General features: G+C 63.0%; 17 protein-coding genes and 2 pseudogenes. 8 read left to right on the top strand and 11 right to left on the bottom strand.

Going from position 1 to position 18,964, the window contains the following annotated elements; translation table 11 throughout:
- From IEX32_RS10910 to IEX32_RS10890, 5 genes are all read right to left on the bottom strand, one after another.
- Positions 1-747, bottom strand: coding sequence for an SDR family NAD(P)-dependent oxidoreductase (locus tag IEX32_RS10910; RefSeq protein ID WP_188771402.1), 747 nt, complete (start codon positions 745-747; stop codon positions 1-3).
- On the bottom strand, positions 744-1,238 hold the full coding sequence (locus tag IEX32_RS10905; RefSeq protein ID WP_188771400.1) for a VOC family protein: 495 nt from the start codon (positions 1,236-1,238) through the stop codon (positions 744-746). The genes IEX32_RS10910 and IEX32_RS10905 overlap by 4 nt, the downstream gene beginning before the upstream one ends.
- A gap of 80 nt (positions 1,239-1,318) precedes the next feature.
- Positions 1,319-2,575, bottom strand: a complete 1,257-nt coding sequence (locus tag IEX32_RS10900; protein WP_188771398.1) for an MFS transporter — start codon at positions 2,573-2,575, stop codon at positions 1,319-1,321.
- 51 nt (positions 2,576-2,626) lie between these two features.
- Positions 2,627-3,598, bottom strand: coding sequence for an SDR family NAD(P)-dependent oxidoreductase (locus IEX32_RS10895; RefSeq protein ID WP_188771396.1), 972 nt, complete (start codon positions 3,596-3,598; stop codon positions 2,627-2,629).
- Between the two features lie 101 nt (positions 3,599-3,699).
- A complete protein-coding gene (locus IEX32_RS10890) occupies positions 3,700-4,938 on the bottom strand; it encodes a cytochrome P450 (RefSeq protein WP_188771394.1) in 1,239 nt (412 codons plus the stop codon).
- 289 nt (positions 4,939-5,227) lie between these two features.
- Between IEX32_RS10890 and pcaF the strand changes: the two genes are divergently transcribed.
- The 3 genes from pcaF (at position 5,228) to IEX32_RS10875 (ending at position 8,198) form a co-directional block, all read left to right on the top strand.
- A complete protein-coding gene (gene pcaF / locus IEX32_RS10885) occupies positions 5,228-6,436 on the top strand; it encodes a 3-oxoadipyl-CoA thiolase (RefSeq protein WP_188771391.1) in 1,209 nt (402 codons plus the stop codon).
- Between the two features lie 380 nt (positions 6,437-6,816).
- Positions 6,817-7,842: a phosphotriesterase family protein gene (locus tag IEX32_RS10880; RefSeq protein WP_188771389.1), complete on the top strand. Its 1,026-nt coding sequence runs from the start codon at positions 6,817-6,819 to the stop codon at positions 7,840-7,842.
- Between the two features lie 179 nt (positions 7,843-8,021).
- Positions 8,022-8,198: a hypothetical protein gene (locus IEX32_RS10875; RefSeq protein WP_188771387.1), complete on the top strand. Its 177-nt coding sequence runs from the start codon at positions 8,022-8,024 to the stop codon at positions 8,196-8,198.
- A gap of 10 nt (positions 8,199-8,208) precedes the next feature.
- On the opposite strand, the pseudogene IEX32_RS10870 reads toward IEX32_RS10875, so the two are convergent.
- Both IEX32_RS10870 and IEX32_RS10865 read right to left on the bottom strand, forming a co-directional pair.
- Positions 8,209-8,536, bottom strand: a pseudogene (locus IEX32_RS10870) (transposase); the annotation flags it as partial.
- Positions 8,537-8,581: 45 nt separating this feature from the next.
- Positions 8,582-9,562 carry a GSU2403 family nucleotidyltransferase fold protein gene (locus IEX32_RS10865; protein WP_188771385.1) on the bottom strand — a complete coding sequence of 327 codons (981 nt, stop codon included), beginning with the start codon at positions 9,560-9,562 and terminating at the stop codon, positions 8,582-8,584.
- Between the two features lie 83 nt (positions 9,563-9,645).
- On the opposite strand from IEX32_RS10865, the pseudogene IEX32_RS10860 reads away from it, so the two are divergent.
- Positions 9,646-9,855: pseudogene (locus IEX32_RS10860) on the top strand (site-specific integrase); the annotation flags it as partial.
- Positions 9,856-10,705: 850 nt separating this feature from the next.
- On the opposite strand, the gene IEX32_RS10855 reads toward IEX32_RS10860, so the two are convergent.
- Positions 10,706-11,110 carry a nuclear transport factor 2 family protein gene (locus IEX32_RS10855; protein WP_188771577.1) on the bottom strand — a complete coding sequence of 135 codons (405 nt, stop codon included), beginning with the start codon at positions 11,108-11,110 and terminating at the stop codon, positions 10,706-10,708.
- 114 nt (positions 11,111-11,224) lie between these two features.
- On the opposite strand from IEX32_RS10855, the gene IEX32_RS10850 reads away from it, so the two are divergent.
- Together IEX32_RS10850 and IEX32_RS10845 are read left to right on the top strand one after the other, a co-directional pair.
- Positions 11,225-12,232 carry an NADP-dependent oxidoreductase gene (locus IEX32_RS10850; protein WP_188771383.1) on the top strand — a complete coding sequence of 336 codons (1,008 nt, stop codon included), beginning with the start codon at positions 11,225-11,227 and terminating at the stop codon, positions 12,230-12,232.
- 81 nt (positions 12,233-12,313) lie between these two features.
- Complete coding sequence (locus IEX32_RS10845) at positions 12,314-12,742, top strand: nuclear transport factor 2 family protein (protein WP_188771381.1); 429 nt, start codon at positions 12,314-12,316, stop codon at positions 12,740-12,742.
- A 44-nt stretch (positions 12,743-12,786) separates the two neighbouring features.
- Here the strand turns inward: IEX32_RS10845 and IEX32_RS10840 are convergent, their stop codons facing one another.
- Entirely contained in the window at positions 12,787-13,551 is a 765-nt protein-coding gene (locus IEX32_RS10840) for an SDR family NAD(P)-dependent oxidoreductase (RefSeq protein ID WP_188771379.1), read from the bottom strand.
- Between the two features lie 86 nt (positions 13,552-13,637).
- Entirely contained in the window at positions 13,638-15,902 is a 2,265-nt protein-coding gene (locus tag IEX32_RS10835) for a TonB-dependent receptor (protein ID WP_188771377.1), read from the bottom strand.
- Positions 15,903-16,058: 156 nt separating this feature from the next.
- Here IEX32_RS10835 and IEX32_RS10830 point away from each other — a divergent pair, with 156 nt between their 5' ends.
- Positions 16,059-17,072, top strand: a complete 1,014-nt coding sequence (locus tag IEX32_RS10830) for an NADP-dependent oxidoreductase (protein ID WP_188771375.1) — start codon at positions 16,059-16,061, stop codon at positions 17,070-17,072.
- A 78-nt stretch (positions 17,073-17,150) separates the two neighbouring features.
- Here IEX32_RS10830 and IEX32_RS10825 read toward each other — a convergent pair whose 3' ends face one another.
- Positions 17,151-17,909 carry an SDR family NAD(P)-dependent oxidoreductase gene (locus IEX32_RS10825; RefSeq protein WP_188771373.1) on the bottom strand — a complete coding sequence of 253 codons (759 nt, stop codon included), beginning with the start codon at positions 17,907-17,909 and terminating at the stop codon, positions 17,151-17,153.
- 158 nt (positions 17,910-18,067) lie between these two features.
- Here IEX32_RS10825 and IEX32_RS10820 point away from each other — a divergent pair, with 158 nt between their 5' ends.
- Positions 18,068-18,904, top strand: a complete 837-nt coding sequence (locus IEX32_RS10820; RefSeq protein WP_188771371.1) for an SDR family NAD(P)-dependent oxidoreductase — start codon at positions 18,068-18,070, stop codon at positions 18,902-18,904.
- Positions 18,905-18,964: the final 60 nt, after the last annotated feature.

The raw sequence follows: 18,964 nt of genomic DNA, 5'->3' as shown, positions 1-18,964 counted from the left end.
TCAGGAAGCGCTGCGGCCCGCGTCGATGAGATAGCTGCCGCCCGTAATGTGCGGCGCCTCATCGGAGGCAAGGAAGGCAACCAGGGCGGCAACTTCTTTCGGCTCGACCAGCTCGCCCTGCGGCGCGCGGGCGACCAGCATGTCGATCACCTCCTGCGAACTGCCAGCGAGAATGTCCGTATTGGTGGTGCCGGGGCAGACCGCGTTGATCCGGATATTGTCCTTCGCATAATCGACGGCCGTGGCGCGCGTCATCATCAGCGCCGCGCCCTTGGACGTGATATAGGGGCTGGACAAGGCCGTGGCGCGATAGCTGCCGATCGAGGCCATGTTAACGATGGCACCGCCGCCCTGGCGCAGCATATGGGGAAGGATGGCCCGCTGCGTCAGGAACATGCCGCGCACGTTGACGGCCATCACGCAGTCCCAGTCCTCCGGCGACTGCTCATGCAGGCGGACCCGCTGCCGGTTGCCGATGCCCGCATTGTTGACCAGGACGTGAATCGCGCCGAACCGCCCGATGATTCCCGTCACGGTAGTCGCGATAGCATCGGCATCAGCGATATCGCACATCATCGCGACCACGGTTCCCTGCGCAGCCGCAACCGCCTGATGCAGCTTGGCCGCATCACGGTCCAGTCCCACCACCGTAGCGCCCTCGGCCGCCAGCCGATTCATGCAGGCGCGGCCGATGCCTGCCGCGGCGCCGGTCACTACCGCGACTTTCCCGTCGAACCGGCCGCTCACGTCCCCGTCCCCCCGGCATGTTCCGCAAGGAAGCGGTCAATGCCCGCATTCAGCTTGTTGACGAGTGCGCGGTCGGACAGTTCCACGAAATAGCCGAGGCGCGCCACGGTATCGAGGTGGATAATGGCGGGATCGCCGTCCGGTAGCGTCGCGCCCCAGCTTTCGAATACACATTCCGCGCCACCGGGCTGCTGAGTCAGGTCGTCGACCGCATAGCCCAGATGGAAAATGCCCTCGCCCCGGGTTTCAAGCCATTCCTTGGCATTGCCTTCGCCGATGACGGGCTGCACCATCTCCAGATAGACATTGCCCCATTTCGTGAAGGCGTTCCTGTTGGCGAAACGGCCGTGCCAGTCGCGATAGCGTCCTTCATAATCGGTATCGAGCCGCCAGAAGGGACCAAGGCCGAGCAGCCGGTGATACTGCTCCATGCCGCGATCTATGTCATGGACGACGACCCCGATCTGGTAGAAATCCCCTTTGAACTGCATCTCGCTTGTCCTCGATCCCGGTTGCGGTCTGAACCAGCCCCCTGCATGAGTGCCACCGGCGGGGCGGTGCTATGCCGACGTCAATCGGGCACAGTCTCGGGGTATCGGCCCATGGCAAGATACAGGACGGCAGCCAGCGCGAAGGAGGCTGACGCCGCCATGATGGCGAAGTTGTAATCGCCAAACAGGTCATAGGCCTGGCCGATCATGCTCGCGCCGAAAGCCACGCCGAGTGCGATGCCGAGCGTCGACAGCCCGTAGATGGTCGCATAGCTGCGCAGGCCGAAATAACGTGCGATCATGAAGGCGACGATGTCGATCTCCGCGCCCTGTCCCAGTCCGATCAGCAGCACCGCCGCATAGAAAACGAGTGGCGACACGTCGCCGCCCAACAGGAAAAGGCAGCCCGCCGCGGGAAGGATATTGAGGGTGAAGGCAATGGCGGGCGCCCAGAAGCGATCGACAAGCACACCGCTGAGCAGCGCCCCGCAGGCAGCGGCCAGGCCCATCACCGACACTGCTCCCACGGCGGTCGCCGCCTCCAGCCCCTTGGACACGGCCAGCGGCTTCATTTGGGAAAGGAGCGACACGACCGGCACATAATTGAGGACGGAGGCGGCGATCAGCACCCGAATCCGGGGCTGATTGAGCAGCACCCGCCATTGGTCCGCCATGGCGACGGCAGAGATACGCCCCGCTTTCAGGTCGGCAGCGCGCGACGGTACCCAGAACCAGACGAGCGGCACGGCCAGCAACAATATGGTCCCGCCCAGCAGCAAGTAGCCGCCCGCCGTGCCTGCCTGCACTATCACGGGAAAGAGCAACAGCGGCATCAGCGCGCCCGTCAGGGCGAGGCCCGATCTTCCGATGGCCAGAGCCGTCCCGCGCGTGCGGTGGAAGGCTCCGCTCAGGATGCGCGTCACCGTGATCCCCGTCGTCGCCATGCCAGCCATGGAGAAGCAGAAATAGGCCGCATAATAATAAAGAAGCGATCCGCGCATCTGCGAGAGCAGCACATATCCCAGCGCCGTCGCCAGCAGCCCCAGCAGCAGCACCGGCTTGACGCCTTTTCGGTCGGTCAGCCGACCCACCACGGGTGCCGCAAAGGCGGTGACGATGCCAAAACTGTGGACGAAGGCGATGTCGCCGCGCGACCAGCCGAATTGCGCCTGCAACGGCTCCACGAACAGGCTGGAAACGGCGGCATAAAGCGAATAGCCGATGGAGCCGGCCACCAGACCAGCAATGCCAGGCCGCCATGACAGGCGCCATTCGTGGAGAATCAGGCGGAGCTGGGAGATGTCCTCCGTGCTGTCCTGCTCCGGCTTGTGTGCCATCTCCACATTCACTCTCCGCGCGTCGTTTTCTTGTCGGGGTCCCGCCGGGACTTATCCGTCGCTCAGGCCGAGCGCGCGCCGCGCCTCGAGCACCGTGTCCATTTCATCGAGGCCGCTGAGGGGGACGGCGTAGTGGTTCCGATCGTCGATCCGGTCGATGTGAGCCAAGATATCATCCGCACTCGGCGCTTCCGGGCCGGGACTGTACCAGCCGTCGGTGAGGCCCACGAACAGCCGGGAATATTTGCCGCCGAGCACGGAATACATATTCTGCGAGCGGTCGCACTGACGACTGGCCATGTAGCAGGCAAGGGCGGCGACGAAGTCCGGCTTCATGCCTTCCGCGAAATGGCGGGAGCGTTCACCGGCCGCCTGAAGGAAAGCAACGTCCGGTCGCTCGGACAAGGGCGTGCCGCCGAGGCGCCCGCCCTGCGCATTGGGGAACAGCGTATTGACGACGACACCCTCCGGCGCTTCCTGCGCGATGACGTTCATCAGTCCGATCAGGGCGGTCTTGGCCGAGCCGTAGTTGGCGCGAAAGGGATTGCCGAAAATCCCCGATTGCGAGCTGACCAGCACGAGGCGGCCGTAGCCCTGACGCACCATCTCGCGATAGGCGGGCTGGCAGACGAAGAAGGCGCCCTTGGCATGGACGGCATAGACGGCTTCGATATCTTCCTCGGTCAGTTCTCCGAAGGCGCCGTTGCGCTGATTGCCGGCATTACTGATCACGATGTCGACCCGGCCGAAGGCGGAGAGCGCGGCATCGATGATCGCCTGCCCGCCCGCGGCCGTGGCCACGCTGTCATAATTGGCGACGGCGCGTCCGCCGCCGTCCTGCAGTTCGGAGGCGATCGCGTCGGCATAGCCGTGTGAGCCGCCGGCCCCGGTGGGCGAACCGCCGAGATCGTTCGCGACCACCGACGCGCCGCGCCGCGCCAGCTCACGGCAAAAGGCGGAACCGAGCGCACCGCCCGCGCCTGTCACCACAGCGACTTGTCCGCTGAAATCGATATTGTCCATGGGCTCCGCCTCCGATGTCGGGAAATAGTGAGGGCGATGCCCGGCCTGGCCAAGCCTCGCGCCCGCTGATTTCAGCAATGGGATGTCTTTGACGACGCAGCTCAGGGCGTCCAGGTCAGGGGCAGGCGCTCCACGCTGCCGTTAACGCCGGTACGAAAGCGGGGCGGATCGTCCGGATCGAGCTGGAAATCCGGAATACGCGGCAACCATTCCTCCAGCAGTATCTTCAGCTCGATACGAGCCAGCATCGACCCTGGGCAGACATGCGGCCCCGCGCCAAACGTCGTCTTGCTGTTCGACGTTCGCTGGAAATCGACACGCAGCGGGTCGGGATAGTCGCGCGGATCGACCGCGCCGAAAGGGGTGGCGAGCAGCAGCTTGTCGCCCGCACGCATCGTGACGCCGTGGAACTCCATGTCGGCCACCACGGTACGCCCCGGATTGGTGAGAGCGAAGCGGCGCAGGAACTCTTCCGCTGCCGCGCCGGACAGGGACGGATTCTCAGCCAGTTGCCGCCGATGGTCGGGCGAGCCGGCCAGGAAGTGCATGACATGCCCCATCATGGACGCCACCGTGTCCAGCCCGCCGATCAGCAGCAGGGTCGAGACGCCCACCGCCTCCCGCAGGGTGATCGGCCGACCGTCTATCTCAGCCGTCGCGATCCGGCTGATCAGATCGTCGCCCGGCCTGGCGGCGCGTTCCGCGACATATTTGCCCGCATATTCAAAAAGCAGGGCCAGCTTTTCTTCCTTGGGCGCGTCCGCCGCCACTTGTGCATTGGCGAGCGGCAGAAGCGTCAGCCGGTCCTCCTCGGGCAGGTCGACCATCTTCATGAAGATCTTGATCGGCAGATGCTGCGCGAAGCCGGTCACGAACTCACACCGGCCCCGTGGCCGCAGATCCTCGATCAGTTCAACGGCGAGCGCCCTTGCCTCTTTTTCCCGCTCCTTGAGCGCAAGCACGGAGAAGGCAGGCGCGAACAGGCGCCGGAAGCTCTGCTGTTCCGGCGGGTCGAGTTCGATAGGCGCGAGCTTCGGGTCGCCGGGCGCGGCTACCTTGTCCACCGATGCTCCCTGGCTGGAGGTGAAGCGCGCCGGGTCGGCGAAGGCCTCGGCCAGATGGTCGCGCCGGGTCAGGACCCAGTGACCGCCGTTATAGGGCGACCAGAATATCTCCGGCGCGTTTGCCTGCAACTCCGCGTAAGGCGCGTGGTAGAAGGACGCGTCCTTCATCGGCCGATAGGCGTCGAAGTCCACCACCAGCGAAGCGGGAACATGGGCCGGAACCGGAGCGGGATCGGCGCCGGGCGGCAACGGCGAGGGCTGTTCGATGGTCTGCATGGGGCAATCCTGACGAGGCGATTTTTCCGGGTCAATCGGGGGGCCGGACCGATGGCCATTTTCATCCCTTTATTGATTGCGGACAACCGGTATGGAGGGCAGACGGAACATCATATCGCATCTCTGATGGTCTGCGGACGGCGTCGCCCGACATCCGTTCTCTCCACGGGTGTACCCTCGCTGATCATATTGCTGATGGATGCCCGATTCCGGGACCTCGTCGGACAATCGGTTTGACTTGGTCGACGCCATGACGGACGCGCGGCGAGGTTTTCCAGAGGAACGATCCATGACTGAGGCTTTCATTTGCGACGCGGTCCGCACGCCCATCGGCCGCTATGGCGGCATTCTGGCGCGGGTGCGGGCGGACGATCTCGGCGCCCTGCCGATCAGGGCGCTCGTGGCGCGCAATTCCGGCCTTGATCCCGCCGCTATCGAAGAGGTCTTCTACGGCTGCGCCAACCAGTCCGGCGAGGACAATCGAAATGTTGCACGCATGAGCCTGCTGCTGGCGGGGCTGCCCCACGATGTGCCGGGCGTGACGCTCAATCGCCTCTGCGCCTCCGGGCTCGAGGCCGTGGGCAGCGCGGCGCGTGCGATCCGTGCGGGCGAGATGGGCCTGGCCTTCGCCGGCGGCGTCGAGAGCATGACCCGGGCGCCCTTCGTCATGGGCAAGCCCGACAGCGCTTTCGGCCGCAATCAGAAGATCGAGGACACCACCATGGGCTGGCGGTTCGTGAACCCCGCCCTCGACGCACTGTACGGCACAGAAGCGATGCCCCGCACCGGCGAGAACGTGGCCGAGGATCACAATGTCTCCCGTGATGATCAGGACGCTTTCGCGCTGCGCAGCCAGCAGCGGGCGGCAGCCGCGCAGGCGAGCGGCTTCCACGCCGAGGAGATCATTCCCGTGGCCGTCCCCGGCGCAAAAAAGGGGGAGACGATCGAGGTCGGCATCGACGAGCATCCCCGCGGCGGCACGACCCTGGCGGACCTCCAGAAACTGAGGCCGCTTTTCGGTCCCGGCGGCACGGTCACGGCGGGCAACGCGTCCGGCATCAACGACGGCGCGGCGGCGCTGATCATTGCCAGCGAGACTGCCGCCAAGCTACACGGACTGACGCCGCGCGCGCGTATCCTGGGGCTCGCCTCCGCCGGCGTCGAGCCGCGTGTCATGGGCATCGGCCCCGTACCGGCCACGCAGAAGCTGATGGCGCGTCTGGGGCTCACCGTGGACGATTTCGACGCGATCGAACTAAATGAGGCGTTTGCCAGCCAATCTCTGGCGGTCCTGCGCAATCTGGGGCTCGCCGACGATGCCCCGCATGTCAACGCCAATGGCGGCGCTATCGCGCTGGGTCACCCGCTCGGCATGTCGGGCGCCCGCCTGGCGCTGACTCTGGTGCATCAACTGGAGAAGAGCGGCGGCAAACGGGGCCTCGCAACGCTCTGCGTCGGTGTCGGTCTGGGTCTGGCGCTGGCCGTGGAACGGGTCTGACCGGCAGATGTGCGGGTACGCATGGCGAGGGCATAATCATCATTCAGTGCCTGCGAACGGGGAGAGGCCAATGCTCCCGCCTACCGGCGCACGAAACAGTTGCGAACTTTGCAATCCTGCAGTCTTCTTTGCCGGGTGGGGTGGCGTGTACCAGTAACGGGCGAGGGTGTCGGTTGATCTTCGCGGGTTGTACCCGTTTTGTGACCTGCGACCGCGGTGGAGTTTTGTGACTCAGTAAGATTTGGAACCCTTGGGGAAAATCTCAGGTAAGCAGGCTGGTCCATCACATCCGCATAGGCTTGTTGGTGGTGTGGCCTGCCCCTTGTACGCTTCTTCGCTGGACTTACGTTGCTCAACCATCACGATCTGGGAGAACGAAATTGGCACAGGTCAATACGCTCACGGGCGCCGTGCCGCCGGGTGAGCTCGGTGTCACGTTGATGCACGAGCACGTTACGCTGCAGATGGCTGGGGCTACGTCCGATACCCTGGTCCCAGCGCCGTCGCGGGCAGAGATCATTGCCCGTAGTGTCGACTGGCTGTCGGAACTCAAAAGCCGGGGCATCGCGACAATCGTTGATCCCGCGCCTGGTGATATGGGCCGAGACCTCGAGCTTTCGGCAGAAGTGTCCGCCCGCTCCGGCGTACGCATCGTCGCAGCGACGGGCCTGTTCAACCAGGCGTTCGGCGGCGCGCCATATTGGAACGGGAAGTTGCTTTATCTGCGCGCACTTAACCGAGTTGGGGATTTCCGCAAATATGTGGCGGACATGTTCATCAACGAAATACGCAATGGCGTTGGTCCCGAACGGATACGTTGCGGCATCATCAAGGTCGCTTCGTCTGCCTCCGCGATCACCGATTATGAGGCGGAGATTCTAGCTGCCGCGGCGATAGCTTCCAACGAGACTGGCTGCCCCATCACGACGCATTCGGACGACGGACTGCTCGGTCGCGAACAACAGGCCGCACTCCTGGGCCACGGCGTCCCGCCAAACCGCATTGTCATCGGCCATAGCTGCAACACTGCTGACCATGGCTATCACCGGGCGGTCGTGGAGGCGGGTTCCTATATCGGCTTCGATCGCTTCGGCTACGAACTGGCAGGATCCGATGTCGGCCGCATGGACGCGTTGGTTCGGCTCATGCGTTCGGGCGCAACGGAATGTATCGTCATCTCCAATGACGCCTGCTTCTGCTGGGCCCAGAACGAGGAGCCGGCGGCGTTGCGAGAGATGCTCGCCGCTGAATATGAAAAGCGCTGGAACCCGCTCCGCATATCCGACGTAATCATCCCAGCGCTCAAGGCGCGCGGCGTGAGCGATGCAGAGATCCACACGCTGATGGTGGAAAACCCCAGGCGCTATTTCTCCGATGCGCCGCCGAATTCCGGTGCGCGCGAATGAACTCGCGCAGTGGCAGAGGTTGATCATGGCAAGCGCCGCGAGACCAGGATCAGCGTTGCCGTAGCTGCCGACTTTTGTCGGGTGAACACGAATATCATCTGTCTACTCCGGGCGTCGTCTGCCGGATTTGCAATATAGATCAACAAGTCCGCATTCTTTGATTTCAGAGAGAAGATAACATGGCTATCCAAGCTCCCGACACCGACAGCCCAGATCTAGAGGCGGCCGATATCACGCCGACCGGCGAGCTGGAATCCTGCAACCACCTGCTGGAAGACCACGTCGCGCTAATGTGCTTCTACGATGAAAAGGGGCTTTGTTGCGCAAATCGATCTGGGATTAAGGTCCCCGCTTGATGGTAGGCGGTTACGCAACGCGTTGAGTTTCGGGATTTCCGAGTTCCGTGAAGCGGTTGAGGATGGCGGCACGGATTTGCAGTTCGGCAACCTGGCGATCGAATTCGCGCGCCATGAGCCGCTCGCCCAGCAGCTTGAAGCAATGCATTGTGGTCTCGACGAGGCTTCGCCAGTGATAGCCGCTCCAGCGTTTCCAGATTGTCCTGCCGAGGCGGCGGCTAGCTAGCGCGGACGATTTCATTGCGAGCCTGGACGCCAGGCGTGTTTTCCGGCCACGACCGGGAGTTCCGACGGGCGGGAATGACGGCGCAGGCATCGCGTGCTGCAATAGCTTCGTGGCGTCGGACATCGTCGCTAGCCCGCAGCCTAATCGCCGACAGTCGCTATTTCCGCCGCTTTGTCCACTCATCCCAGTAGGGTATCAGTTCGCTTGGCAGATCGCCCGCAAACTCGTCGTCCAAGGGATAATGCGGCATGGCTTCAGAGACTGCGTCCAGTAGTGCGGTGCCCTGCACCGTGTCCTTGCGCCGCTTGAGGGGGTTTCGCTTCGTCTGTGCGCCCAGCCAGAGTTTGTGGAGTGCGAACCAGCGTGGGTCGGGCGCGACAATCCGCGCCGGATTGCCATCGCGGCAAGGAACGACCTGATCAACCCGGCGGCCGGGCAAGAGCCACTCCTGCTCGAGTAGGGGAACGGGTCGTGGCCGATCCTTTACCGCGAGCGTCGCAACGCGCGAGGGTGCGACCAGCAGTTCGACTTCATAGGCCTTTGCATTGCGCGCCTGAAACTCGCGCTCGCTGTTGACCGTGAAAGTGGGATCGACCGCCTTGAGCATGTCCCAAAGCTGCGTTCCGTCTTCTAGCTTGTCTGCCGCCCAGGCGAGATCGAAGTCTTCGGTTTCGTCAGGCACATCGCGAAAAGCGCCCGCCGCTTCGATGGAATAGGCGGCCATCGCATTGGTGCCAACAACCAGCACGTGGCTCCCAAGAAGCGACCGCTTGTCTGCTTCACGCAGGATAGGCCCGGCGTCTGCCGAGAGCATCGGCAAGCGTAACGCGCGGGCAATCCGGCTGCTCTCACCGAGCGCGCCCCGGGCACCGTCGCGGCGGTCCTTCAGTGCGACCTTTGCCGCCTTGTATTCCTCGAATTTAGATTCCCTCTCTTCGTCCCACGGACCGAGGCTTTTCCCGTTCCCGCCGCGATCGAATATCTCATACAGATATTCGTAATCGCCGACCTTCTTCCGCCTAAGATCGTACGGCATCGCGTAGAGTTCTCGCTCGGCCTCGATCCATGCATCATAGCGCTGGCGCATGTTGATGAGTGCGCGTTCCTGTTCGGCAGAGAAGGGCTGGATGACGGCCATTCGCGAGCTTTATCCCGCAAAATTACAATTTTCAACAGACGTGGGATAAATCGCTGTTCATCGAGCTGATTTGCAAAGATTTCGGAGGCATCCGCAACCGGTCGACCGTCATCCAGCAGAAGACCGGCAGACCGGTGCAGTTCGAGATCATGACCGAAGCCCGAAAGAGTCTGGAAGCATGGCTGGAACGGCGTCGCGGGACGATCCTCGATTTCGCCTTCCCTAGTCGTATCGATTACCTCGGCCACTTGAGCACGCGGCAGTATGCTCGATTGGTCGACGAGTGGGTCTCGACGGAGAGACGCTGGTAGAGGCCCTCTTGCCGTTGTGCGATTAGGGGACGCGGCATCGTGCCGCGTCGAGGGGATGCAGGCGTCGCCAATGTCGCTTCGAACCGGAACAGTCTCATGAACCTATGACAGCTATCAGGGAGCCGTTTCGAGCCTTGGAACGGCAATTCTGTTGGCGCGACAGCGGGGCCTGCCAGCGCCCCGTTCTGACCTCATGCCGTCCCTTTTCCGCGACAGAGAGGCAGCGCGACCAACGGTCGGCCATGACCTCGTACGGTGCTGGAGTTGGGCACGCTTGCGATACGAGCCCGCGCCGGGCGCGGCCTCTGCGTGGAAGCGCTACGGTCCTCTAGTAGTCTACTTCGTCCCGAACGGCGTCGATGAGCGCAAGGAAGGTCTCGACATCGCCCGAAAGCCTTAAGCGGGCCCCATCCAACGGCTCGACCCTGATAGCCATGTGTGCGTCCCTTCCATCGAATCGGAAAGGGCCTTGGGTAGAACATATGACGAACACGAAAAAGGCCGGCTGGAACAGGGGATGGGCTCGGGGACGGAGAAGACGGGAGACAGGGGGGAAGGCAAGTTAAAGGCGGACCCTCCAAAGACCTTCACGGCCACGCCATCGAGCGCGCAAAGCCCATGATGAGGGGCGTTAGGCGCCGTGCTTCAAGGGCCTCCATGCCGGTCTCGCGCGAAAGGCACGCAAATCCCTCGCCTGGCGCGAACCTAAGTCTTCCGCATGGAGGCGCTTTGCCGACCTGCCGAAGCTCATGTCTCCACCCCAAACGACGTGCAGACGCCACTTTGCGGGCCCGGCCGTGGTGCTGAGCCCAGGACCGTCTCGCGGCAGGGACTAGGCGGCCGAGGCCTTGGCTCTGCTGGCGGCATTGAAGGTTGCCGGATCGTAATAGTAGGGTTTGATCTCGCAGCACTTGCCGTCGCGGAAGCGGAACATTTCGCAAAGTTCCGCAGGCGCGAGATCGGGATCGGCGAAGCGGATCGAAAGGATGGTGACGGCGTGGTCCTTGCCGGCGGTCGTTTCGACGCGGTCAAACCCGACCGCGTCGCACAGGGCCATGACTGTCGCATAAAGATCCCTGAGGCCGTTTCTGCCGCGATATTCCCCTGCCATCGGCAAGCCGTTCGCTTCGTGGGCGACGAAATCGTCAGTGAGCATTGTGGAGGCCGTGTCCCAGTTTCCTGCGCCGGCGGCGGTGTAGAGACGGTCGACGAAATCGATCATTTCCTGTGCGGTCATCGTCATCGGTCAGGGACTCCTCTTCCGTTGTCAGACTGCTGCGAAACGCCGGAATCCGAACCTAGCGTTTCCGCTAGCCTTATCTTGGGTCGTCCAGCCGCTATGCGGGTGGTCATGGGAAAGGTTAAGCATGTGCTGCTCGCTCGGCGGCCCCACGGGGTCCCGGTGCCCGATGACTTCGAACTGGCTGAAACCGAAATGCCGGTTCCCGGAGAGGGCGAGTTCCTTGTCGCGATGCGCGTAGGCTCTGTCGATCCGGCGATCCGCGGATTTCTCGACGACCGACCGAGCTACCTGCCGCCGGTGGCGCTTGGCGCACCGGTCGCGGGGATGTCGCTTGGTGAGGTGGTCCAGTCGAACAATCCGAAGTATCCGGCCGGCATATTCGTGCGCGCCATGGGTACCTGGTCGGATCATTTCGTGCTCGACGAGAATGCGCTAGGGTTGGAGATCGTCGATCAGAAGGAAGGCACCGAACTTCATCACTACATGGGCGCGCTCGGGCCTGTCGGGCTGACGGCTTGGGTCGGCCTCTTCGCGGTGGGCCAAGTCAGGGCGGGAGAGACCGTCGTCGTCAGTGCGGCAGCAGGCGCGACCGGCTCCACGGTCGGCCAGATCGCGAAGGCGAGGGGCTGCAAGGTGATCGGCCTCGTCGGTTCGGCCGAGAAGGCGAAAGTGATCCGCGATCTCGGTTTCGATGCCGCAATCGAATACCGCGCTGCGCCCGATATCGCGGCCGGGATCGCCAAGGCAGCACCCGAGGGGGTGGACGTCTATTTCGACAATGTCGGCGGAGAGATGCTGGAAGCGATTTTGCCGCTGATGCGCTTGCATGGCCGCGTACCCGTTTGCGGTATGATCGGCCAGTACAACGATGCCGACCATCCTTACGGGGTGAAGACGCTGTGGCAACTCGTCGTGAACCGGATCAGGATGCAGGGTTTCATCACTTACGATTATCCCGACGTCCTCGACCGGGCTCAGGCCGAGCTTGAGGGGTGGGTGGCCGAAGGCAAACTGAAGCCTCTCGCCAACCTGCGCGACGGGTTCGAGAAGCTGCCCGAAGCATTCATAGACCTCATGTCCGGCCGCACGATCGGCAAGACCCTGGTGCGGATCTGAGCTGGCCCTAACTACAGTTTGCGGCCGCGCCGGACCGGCTAGAATGAGACGATACATAGAAACGTGCGGGAGACTGAAGACATGCCATATTCCGGTCCCATCGAGGATCGCCTCGCCATCCGTGAACTGCTCGAGGCATATGCCGATGCGGTGACTCGCTGCGATGCTGAAGCCTGGGGCGCGACTTGGGCCGATGATGCGGAGTGGTCGCTGCCGGATTATCCGGAAATCGGCATCACCAGGGGGCACGAGGCGATCGTCGCGATGTGGATCGAGGCGATGAAGTCCTATCCGGGCATCATGTTCGAGGCGTGGCCGGGTTCGATCGAGGTCGATGGAGACAGTGCCGTGATGCGCAGTTATACGTCCGAGGTCTATGATCAGGACGGCAATACCCTGCGGGATCGCGGCGTCTACGAGGATACCTGCATCAAGGTCGACGGCAAGTGGCTGTTCAAGAGCCGTTCCTTCATCAACATTCACCGTCAGTGCGCGCCCAGGGGTTGTTGAGGCCCGCCGCGTCGCCGCTCAAAGGCGCTATGTGACGGGCACCGTCACATAGCGGTGACGCCGCCGTCGACGACGAACTCCGCGCCGGTAATATAGCGGCTCTCGTCCGAAGCAAGGAACAGGTTCATGTTGGCGATATCGCGCGGCTCGCCGAGGCGCCGCATCGGGATGCTGGCGACGATCTGCTCGAAGCCCTCGGGATTGTCTTTGCGCGCCACGTCCTGCATCGCGGTTTCGATCATGCCGGGGTGAACCGAGTTGCAGCGGATGTTCTCGGCCGCGCACTCCATGGCGATGACCTTGGAGAAGATGCGAACGCCGCCCTTGGCCGCACCATAGGCACCGCACATGGGCACGCCGGCAATTCCGGCGATCGAGGACAGGTTGATGATCGAACCGCCCTGGCCCACCTTGCGCATCAACGCGACGGCGCGCTGTGTTCCGTAGAACACACTGTCGAGGTTGATGCGGTTCTGCCTTGTCCAGTCAGCGGCAGTGAGTTCGCCAATCGGCTTGAGCACGGCGATGCCGGCATTGTTGACGAGCACATCGAGACGGCCATGCCCTTTCTCGATTGCAGCGAAAATGCGATCCCATTCCTCTTCGCTGGCAACGTCGTGGGCCATCGCCTCGGCCTGCCCACCAGCCGCCCGGATGGATTGTGCCGTTGCTTCGGCTCCATTCGCGTCAAGGTCGCTCACATAGATGAAGGCGCCTTCCTCGGCAAAGCGCCTGGCGGTCGCACCACCAAGGCCGCGATCCGAGGCGGCTCCGGTTACCAGCGTGATTTTTCCGTCAAGACGGCCCATTTCCCGTCGCTCCAAACTTGTCGGGGGACGCGTGAAGCAAGAGAGCCCACGCGTCCCCCTTCAGGGTCAACGCCGCAACCCGCGCTTCAGTACTTGATGCCGAGGGTGACGCCGAACGTCCTCGGCTCGATCGCCGAAGCGAACGACCACAGCCCCGCCACGGTGAAGGCCGCGTTGGACCGGCGCTGGTCGAGCAGGTTTCGCCCGAACACGGTGGCATAGGCCTCGCCCCCAGCCAGGTCGAAGTGCGCGGTCAGGCTGGCATCGAGCAGATCCTGGGACTTCACCCGCACGCGCGGGTCGTTGCCATTGACGATGACCGGACCGTTATCGAGATCGCCTGTAAGCGGGCCGAGCGAGATCTGCTGGTCATAGGGGCTGATGTGGCGCAGGCCGACATTGCCCACGACGTCGCCGAACCCAGTCAGCAAGGTATACTCGGCGCCCAGCGATCCGCTGAATTTGGGCGCGTAGATCATGTTGTTCTTCGAATAGTCGAACAGCACGATGTTACCGGAGGTGGGCGAGACGTTGCCGACGATGAAGTCCTTGAACTGGCTGTCGAGCAGGCCCATCGTCGCAGTGAGCCTGAGCCCTTCGACCGGGCGCAGCGTCAGGTCCGCCTCGATGCCCTTGATCTTGGCAGAACCGGCGTTCGAGGTGATCGTCTGGTTGCCGGTCGGCCCCCCCGGGATTGTCGTATTCTGCTGCAGGTCGTCGTACTTCGAGTAGAAGGCCGCAACGTTGAACTGCAGCATGTTGTCCAGAAGGTCGAGCTTGGCGCCGATCTCGAAGCTGTCGACCTGTTCCGGGTTGTAAGGTGTGCCGGCCGTCTCCGCCGTCGCCGCGCGGGGGCTGAAGCCGCCCGAACGATAACCACGCGACCAGCTTGCGTAGAGCATGGTGTCAGGATTGGGACGGAAGTCGATGCCGACCTTGGGCGTGAACTTCTTGAAGCTGCCCGAACCGTCGCCCACTGGCCCGCTGACCAGGAACTGGTTCGACAATTCCTTGTGGTCGTGGGTGAAGCGGCCGCCGAACGAGAGGCGCCACTTGTCGGCGAAGGCCCAGTTGAAGTCTCCGAAGGCCGCGTAGGACTCGGTCTTTCCGTTGACCACCTGGCCGTTGGGATCAAAGACTTCGGGGTCGATCGTCGTGTCGAAGCCGAAGACGCGAGTGAACTGGGTGAGGTCGTACTTCGAGTTGAAGTAGAAGCCGCCTACGACATAGTCGAAGCCGTCGAACAGGTTGCCGGCGAAGCGCAGCTCCTGACTCCACTGGCGATAGTGCTGGGTGCGCTTGACGTAATAGAGGTCGGTCGTGGACGCGTCGAAGTCCTGGGTCTGGAATTCCTTGGACTTGCGCCAGCCCGTGATCGAGGTGATCTGTACCGCGCCGGCGTCATAGTTCAACTCGAGGGTCGCGGCGGGCGCGCTGTACGTGCTGATCGCCGGGCTGTTGAAGACCGTGTAGAGATCGCTGGTGTTGTTGCGATTGCACTGCTCGGCCGGCTCGAAGGCGCAGAACAGTTCACCGGTCTGGGCGATGTTGGAGTTCACGGGGTCGAACTTCTGATCCAGCTTCTCGACCGTGAGCTGCGCCGAGAACGGTCCGCCGGTGGGCTCGAACAGGAACGAGGCGCCGAAGTTCTCGTTGTTGGAACCGCCGACACGCTTGCCCGTCACGCCGTTGCGATAGTAGCCGTCGCTCTGGTTGTGGAAGTACCAGGCTTTGACGCCGAAATTCTCTCCGTCGCCGGCGTTGACGACCGCGCGAGTCGACCAGGTGTTCCACTTGGAATAGGAAGCCTCGGCCTTGATGCCGAATTCCTTAGTCGGCTTGGTGCGGCGGATATTGATGACGCCGCCGATGGTGTTGCGGCCGAACAGCGTACCCTGGGGGCCGCGCAGGACCTCGATCTGCTCGATGTCGAAGAAGTCGAGAAGCTGGCCCGTATTCGTGCCGATGAACACCCCGTCGATGACCACACCGACGGTCGGTTCCTGCGACTTTTCGATGTCGGCGTAAGTCAGGCCGCGGATCGAGAGGTTGGCGGCCTGCGCGCCCGAATTCTGCTGCGTGATGAGCAGGTTCGGGGCGGCGCCCTGGAGGTCGCCGATGTTCACCGAAGCCTTGTTTTCCAGCATCGCTGAATTGATCGCCGTGATGGCGACCGGCGTATCCTGCAGCGTTTCAGAACGGCGACGGGCCGAAACGATGATCTCGTTCGGATTGAGGGTTTCGGCGCTTTGCTCTGCGCTATCCTGCGCGAAGGCAGGAACGGCAATTCCTGAAAGTGCGGTTGAGGTGAGCGCAGCAAGCCACGCTCCGCGAATAGGTGCGGATGTCATCGGAATACCCTCCCCAAGGTGCCAGAATTGCTCGCTGGCCGTCTTTGCCCGAGCGTTATGCATCGGTTTATGATTTCGCTGACCTGCCAATTTGCACAGGTGCGCGCGAAGGGCTGAACGCCGAGCAAGCAGGCCTTGACAAGGGAGACAGATGCCATGGACGAGAACCGACGCTTCCTGCTCGTGCGCAGGCCGGAAGGCGCGCCCGTTCCCGAGGATTTCGCGCTGGTCGCAGAGCAGATTCCGTCACCTCCCCCAAGCGGCATCGTGGTGCGCAACCGCTATGCCTCGCTCGATCCGGCGCAGCGCGGCTGGATGGACGATGCACCCAGCTACATGCCGCCGATCCCCCTGGGCGACCCGGTGCGCGCGACGACGGTGGGCGTGGTCCATGCCTCGGACAGTCCGGACTTCGCGCCCGGGCAATGGGTTATGGGACTCAACGCGCTGGAAGACTATTCCGTTTCGATACCGGGGGGCTTCACCATGCCGATTGACATCGGACTGGTGGCCTCGCCTTCGAACTATCTGTCCGCTCTCGGCGCGGTCGGGCTCACGGCCTATTTCGGCTTGCTGGAAACGGCCAGACCGCAGCCGGGCGAGACGATCCTGATTTCGGGCGCGGCGGGTGCCGTCGGCTCCGCGGTCGGGCAGATCGGCAAGATCGCCGGCTGCCGCGTGGTGGGAATTGCCGGCGGCGAGGAGAAATGCCGCCGTCTGATCGAGGACTACGGCTTCGACGCGGCGATCGACTATAAGGGCAAGGACATTGAAGTGCTGGCTGCCGAGATCGGCGAGGCCGCGCCCGGCGGTGCGAATGTCGTGTTCGAGAACGTCGGCGGAACGGTAATGGAGGCCGAATTGTTCAACCTCGCCCTCCATGCCCGCGTCGTCCTGTGCGGACTCATCAGCGAATACAACTCGGCCGAGAAGGTCGGCATCCGCAACCTCTGGAAAGTGCTGACGCAGCGCGCGACGATCCACGGCTTCCTGATCGCCGACTTTGCCGACCGCTTCGCCGAGGGCGGACAGAAGATGGCGCAGTGGCTGGCCGAAGGAAAACTGCGCATGGACGAGGACGTTCAGGACGGGCTCGAAAACGCCTACGATGCCTTCATGCGGCTGTTCAGCGGCGCCAATACCGGCAAGCTGGTGCTGAAGATTGCCTGACGGGGGCACACGCAAAAGAAATGCGGCGGACCTCGATGCCGAAGTCCGCCGCCGGATCGCTTCTCGTAAGGGAATTCGTCAGAACTGGACGCGCTTGGTGTAACCGCCATCGATCACGACATTGGTGCCGGTGGTGTAGGATGATGCCGGGCTGGCGAGAAAGACGATAGTCCTGCCCACTTCCTCGGGTCCGCCCCAGCGGCCGAGCGCAAAAGTGGCCTCGGTTGCCTGGTAGAGTTCGGGCATGGCCTGGCCGATCGCTTCCCAGTTGCCCCCGGGAAACTTGATCGGTCCGGGCGAGACGCAGTTCACGCGGATACCCCTAGGGCCGACCATCTGCGCCAGCTGGCCGGAATAGGTAATGAGCGCGGCCTTCAGCGCATTGAATGCCTGCGGGACGATGAAGGTCTCGGTCGCGGCGGTGGAAGCCATGATGACGATGGAGCCGGCATCCGATTTCTCGAGGTATGGCTCGAGCGCCTCGCAGCCGAGCACGGTGCCCTTGATGTCGGCATTGTAGCACATGTCCCAGTCGCCGGTCGCTCCCGAGCCCGATGCGCTCACGCCCGGAACGAAGATGTCGCAGCCGCCGAGGCGATCGGCGGCCGACTTGAGCCAGGCGACGTAGGCATCGTGGTCGCTCATGTCGAGCGCTTCGCCGATGATCTTGCCACCGTGCTTCGAAAGCGATTCCCTGGTCTCCGCAACCTGCTCGGGATTGCGCGAGAAGAAGGCGACGTCGCAGCCCTCGGCGGCAAATTGTTCGAGCGCCGCGCGGCCGATGCCGCGGCTGCCGCCGGTGAGAATGACTTTCTTGCCCTTGAGTCCGAGATCCATGTCCGGCTTGCTCCTCTGCCCGCTCGAAATTTGTGGTGAATGCCAGCTTTCGCCTCTCCACGCCGAGCCTTCCACTGCCATTTTGGTCAGGAACGGTCGCATGCTCTCCGTGCTAGCGATGCTTGCAACAAGAACAGGCAATGTGAAGGAGAGCAGCGATGGCACGCCTTGAAGGCAAGAGAGCCATTATTCTCGGCGCTAGCAGCCCGGACAACATGGGCCAGCACATCGCCGCGCGTTTCCTTGGGGAAGGCGCGAAAGTGCTCGTCTCGGGACGCAAGGAAGATGACCTCAAGGAGTTCGCCGTCGCGAACGGCTGCGAATGGGCAGCCTGTGACCTGACCGACGAAGCGAGCGTCAATTCGCTAGCCGATGCCGCACAAGCGAAGCTGGGCGGGATCGACATCGCGATCAACGCAACCGGCTGGGGATTGCTCAAACCCTTCCTTGAGACGACCCACGAGGAGCTGATGGATATGACCATGCTCCAGTACGTGGGGCCGTTCCATTTCTATCAGGCCATGTTGCGCAAGATGGCGCGCAGCATGGGCGGGCGGGGCGGCTCGATCATCCAGATCAGTTCGGCCACGGCGACGATCATGCTCAACGACCATGCTGCCTACATGGGAACCAAGGCCGGGGCCGATCATGTGATCCGCTGCGTCGCGCACGAATTCGGCAGCGAGGGAGTTCGCGCCAATTCGATCTCGCCGGGCCTCACCGACACGCCGATGACGTCCGATGCCAGGCAGGTGCCCGGACTGTTCGATGCCTTCCTTGCCGGATATCCGCTCGGCCGGATCGGCACTTCCGACGATATCGCAGCCGCTGCCGTCTGGCTGGGCAGCGACGAATGCTTCATGACCGGCGAGAATCTCCAGGTGAATGGCGGCTTGACACTGCGCCGCAACCCGATGAAGAGCGAGATCGAGGCGGCCGTCGCTGCCGCCCACGGCAACGAGTCCAGGTTAACGAATTTGGGGCTGGAGGAGTGAAGTGAGGAAGGCCGGGTTCCATCCGGCGGCTTTGCGGGCGGTTTTGATGGATTTCTTGCC

The sequence above is a fragment of the Novosphingobium endophyticum genome (assembly GCF_014640675.1).
Classification (GTDB): domain Bacteria; phylum Pseudomonadota; class Alphaproteobacteria; order Sphingomonadales; family Sphingomonadaceae; genus Novosphingobium; species Novosphingobium endophyticum.
The sequence above is the reverse complement of the archived record's forward strand: the minus strand, read 5'-3'. Positions and strand labels throughout refer to the sequence as shown.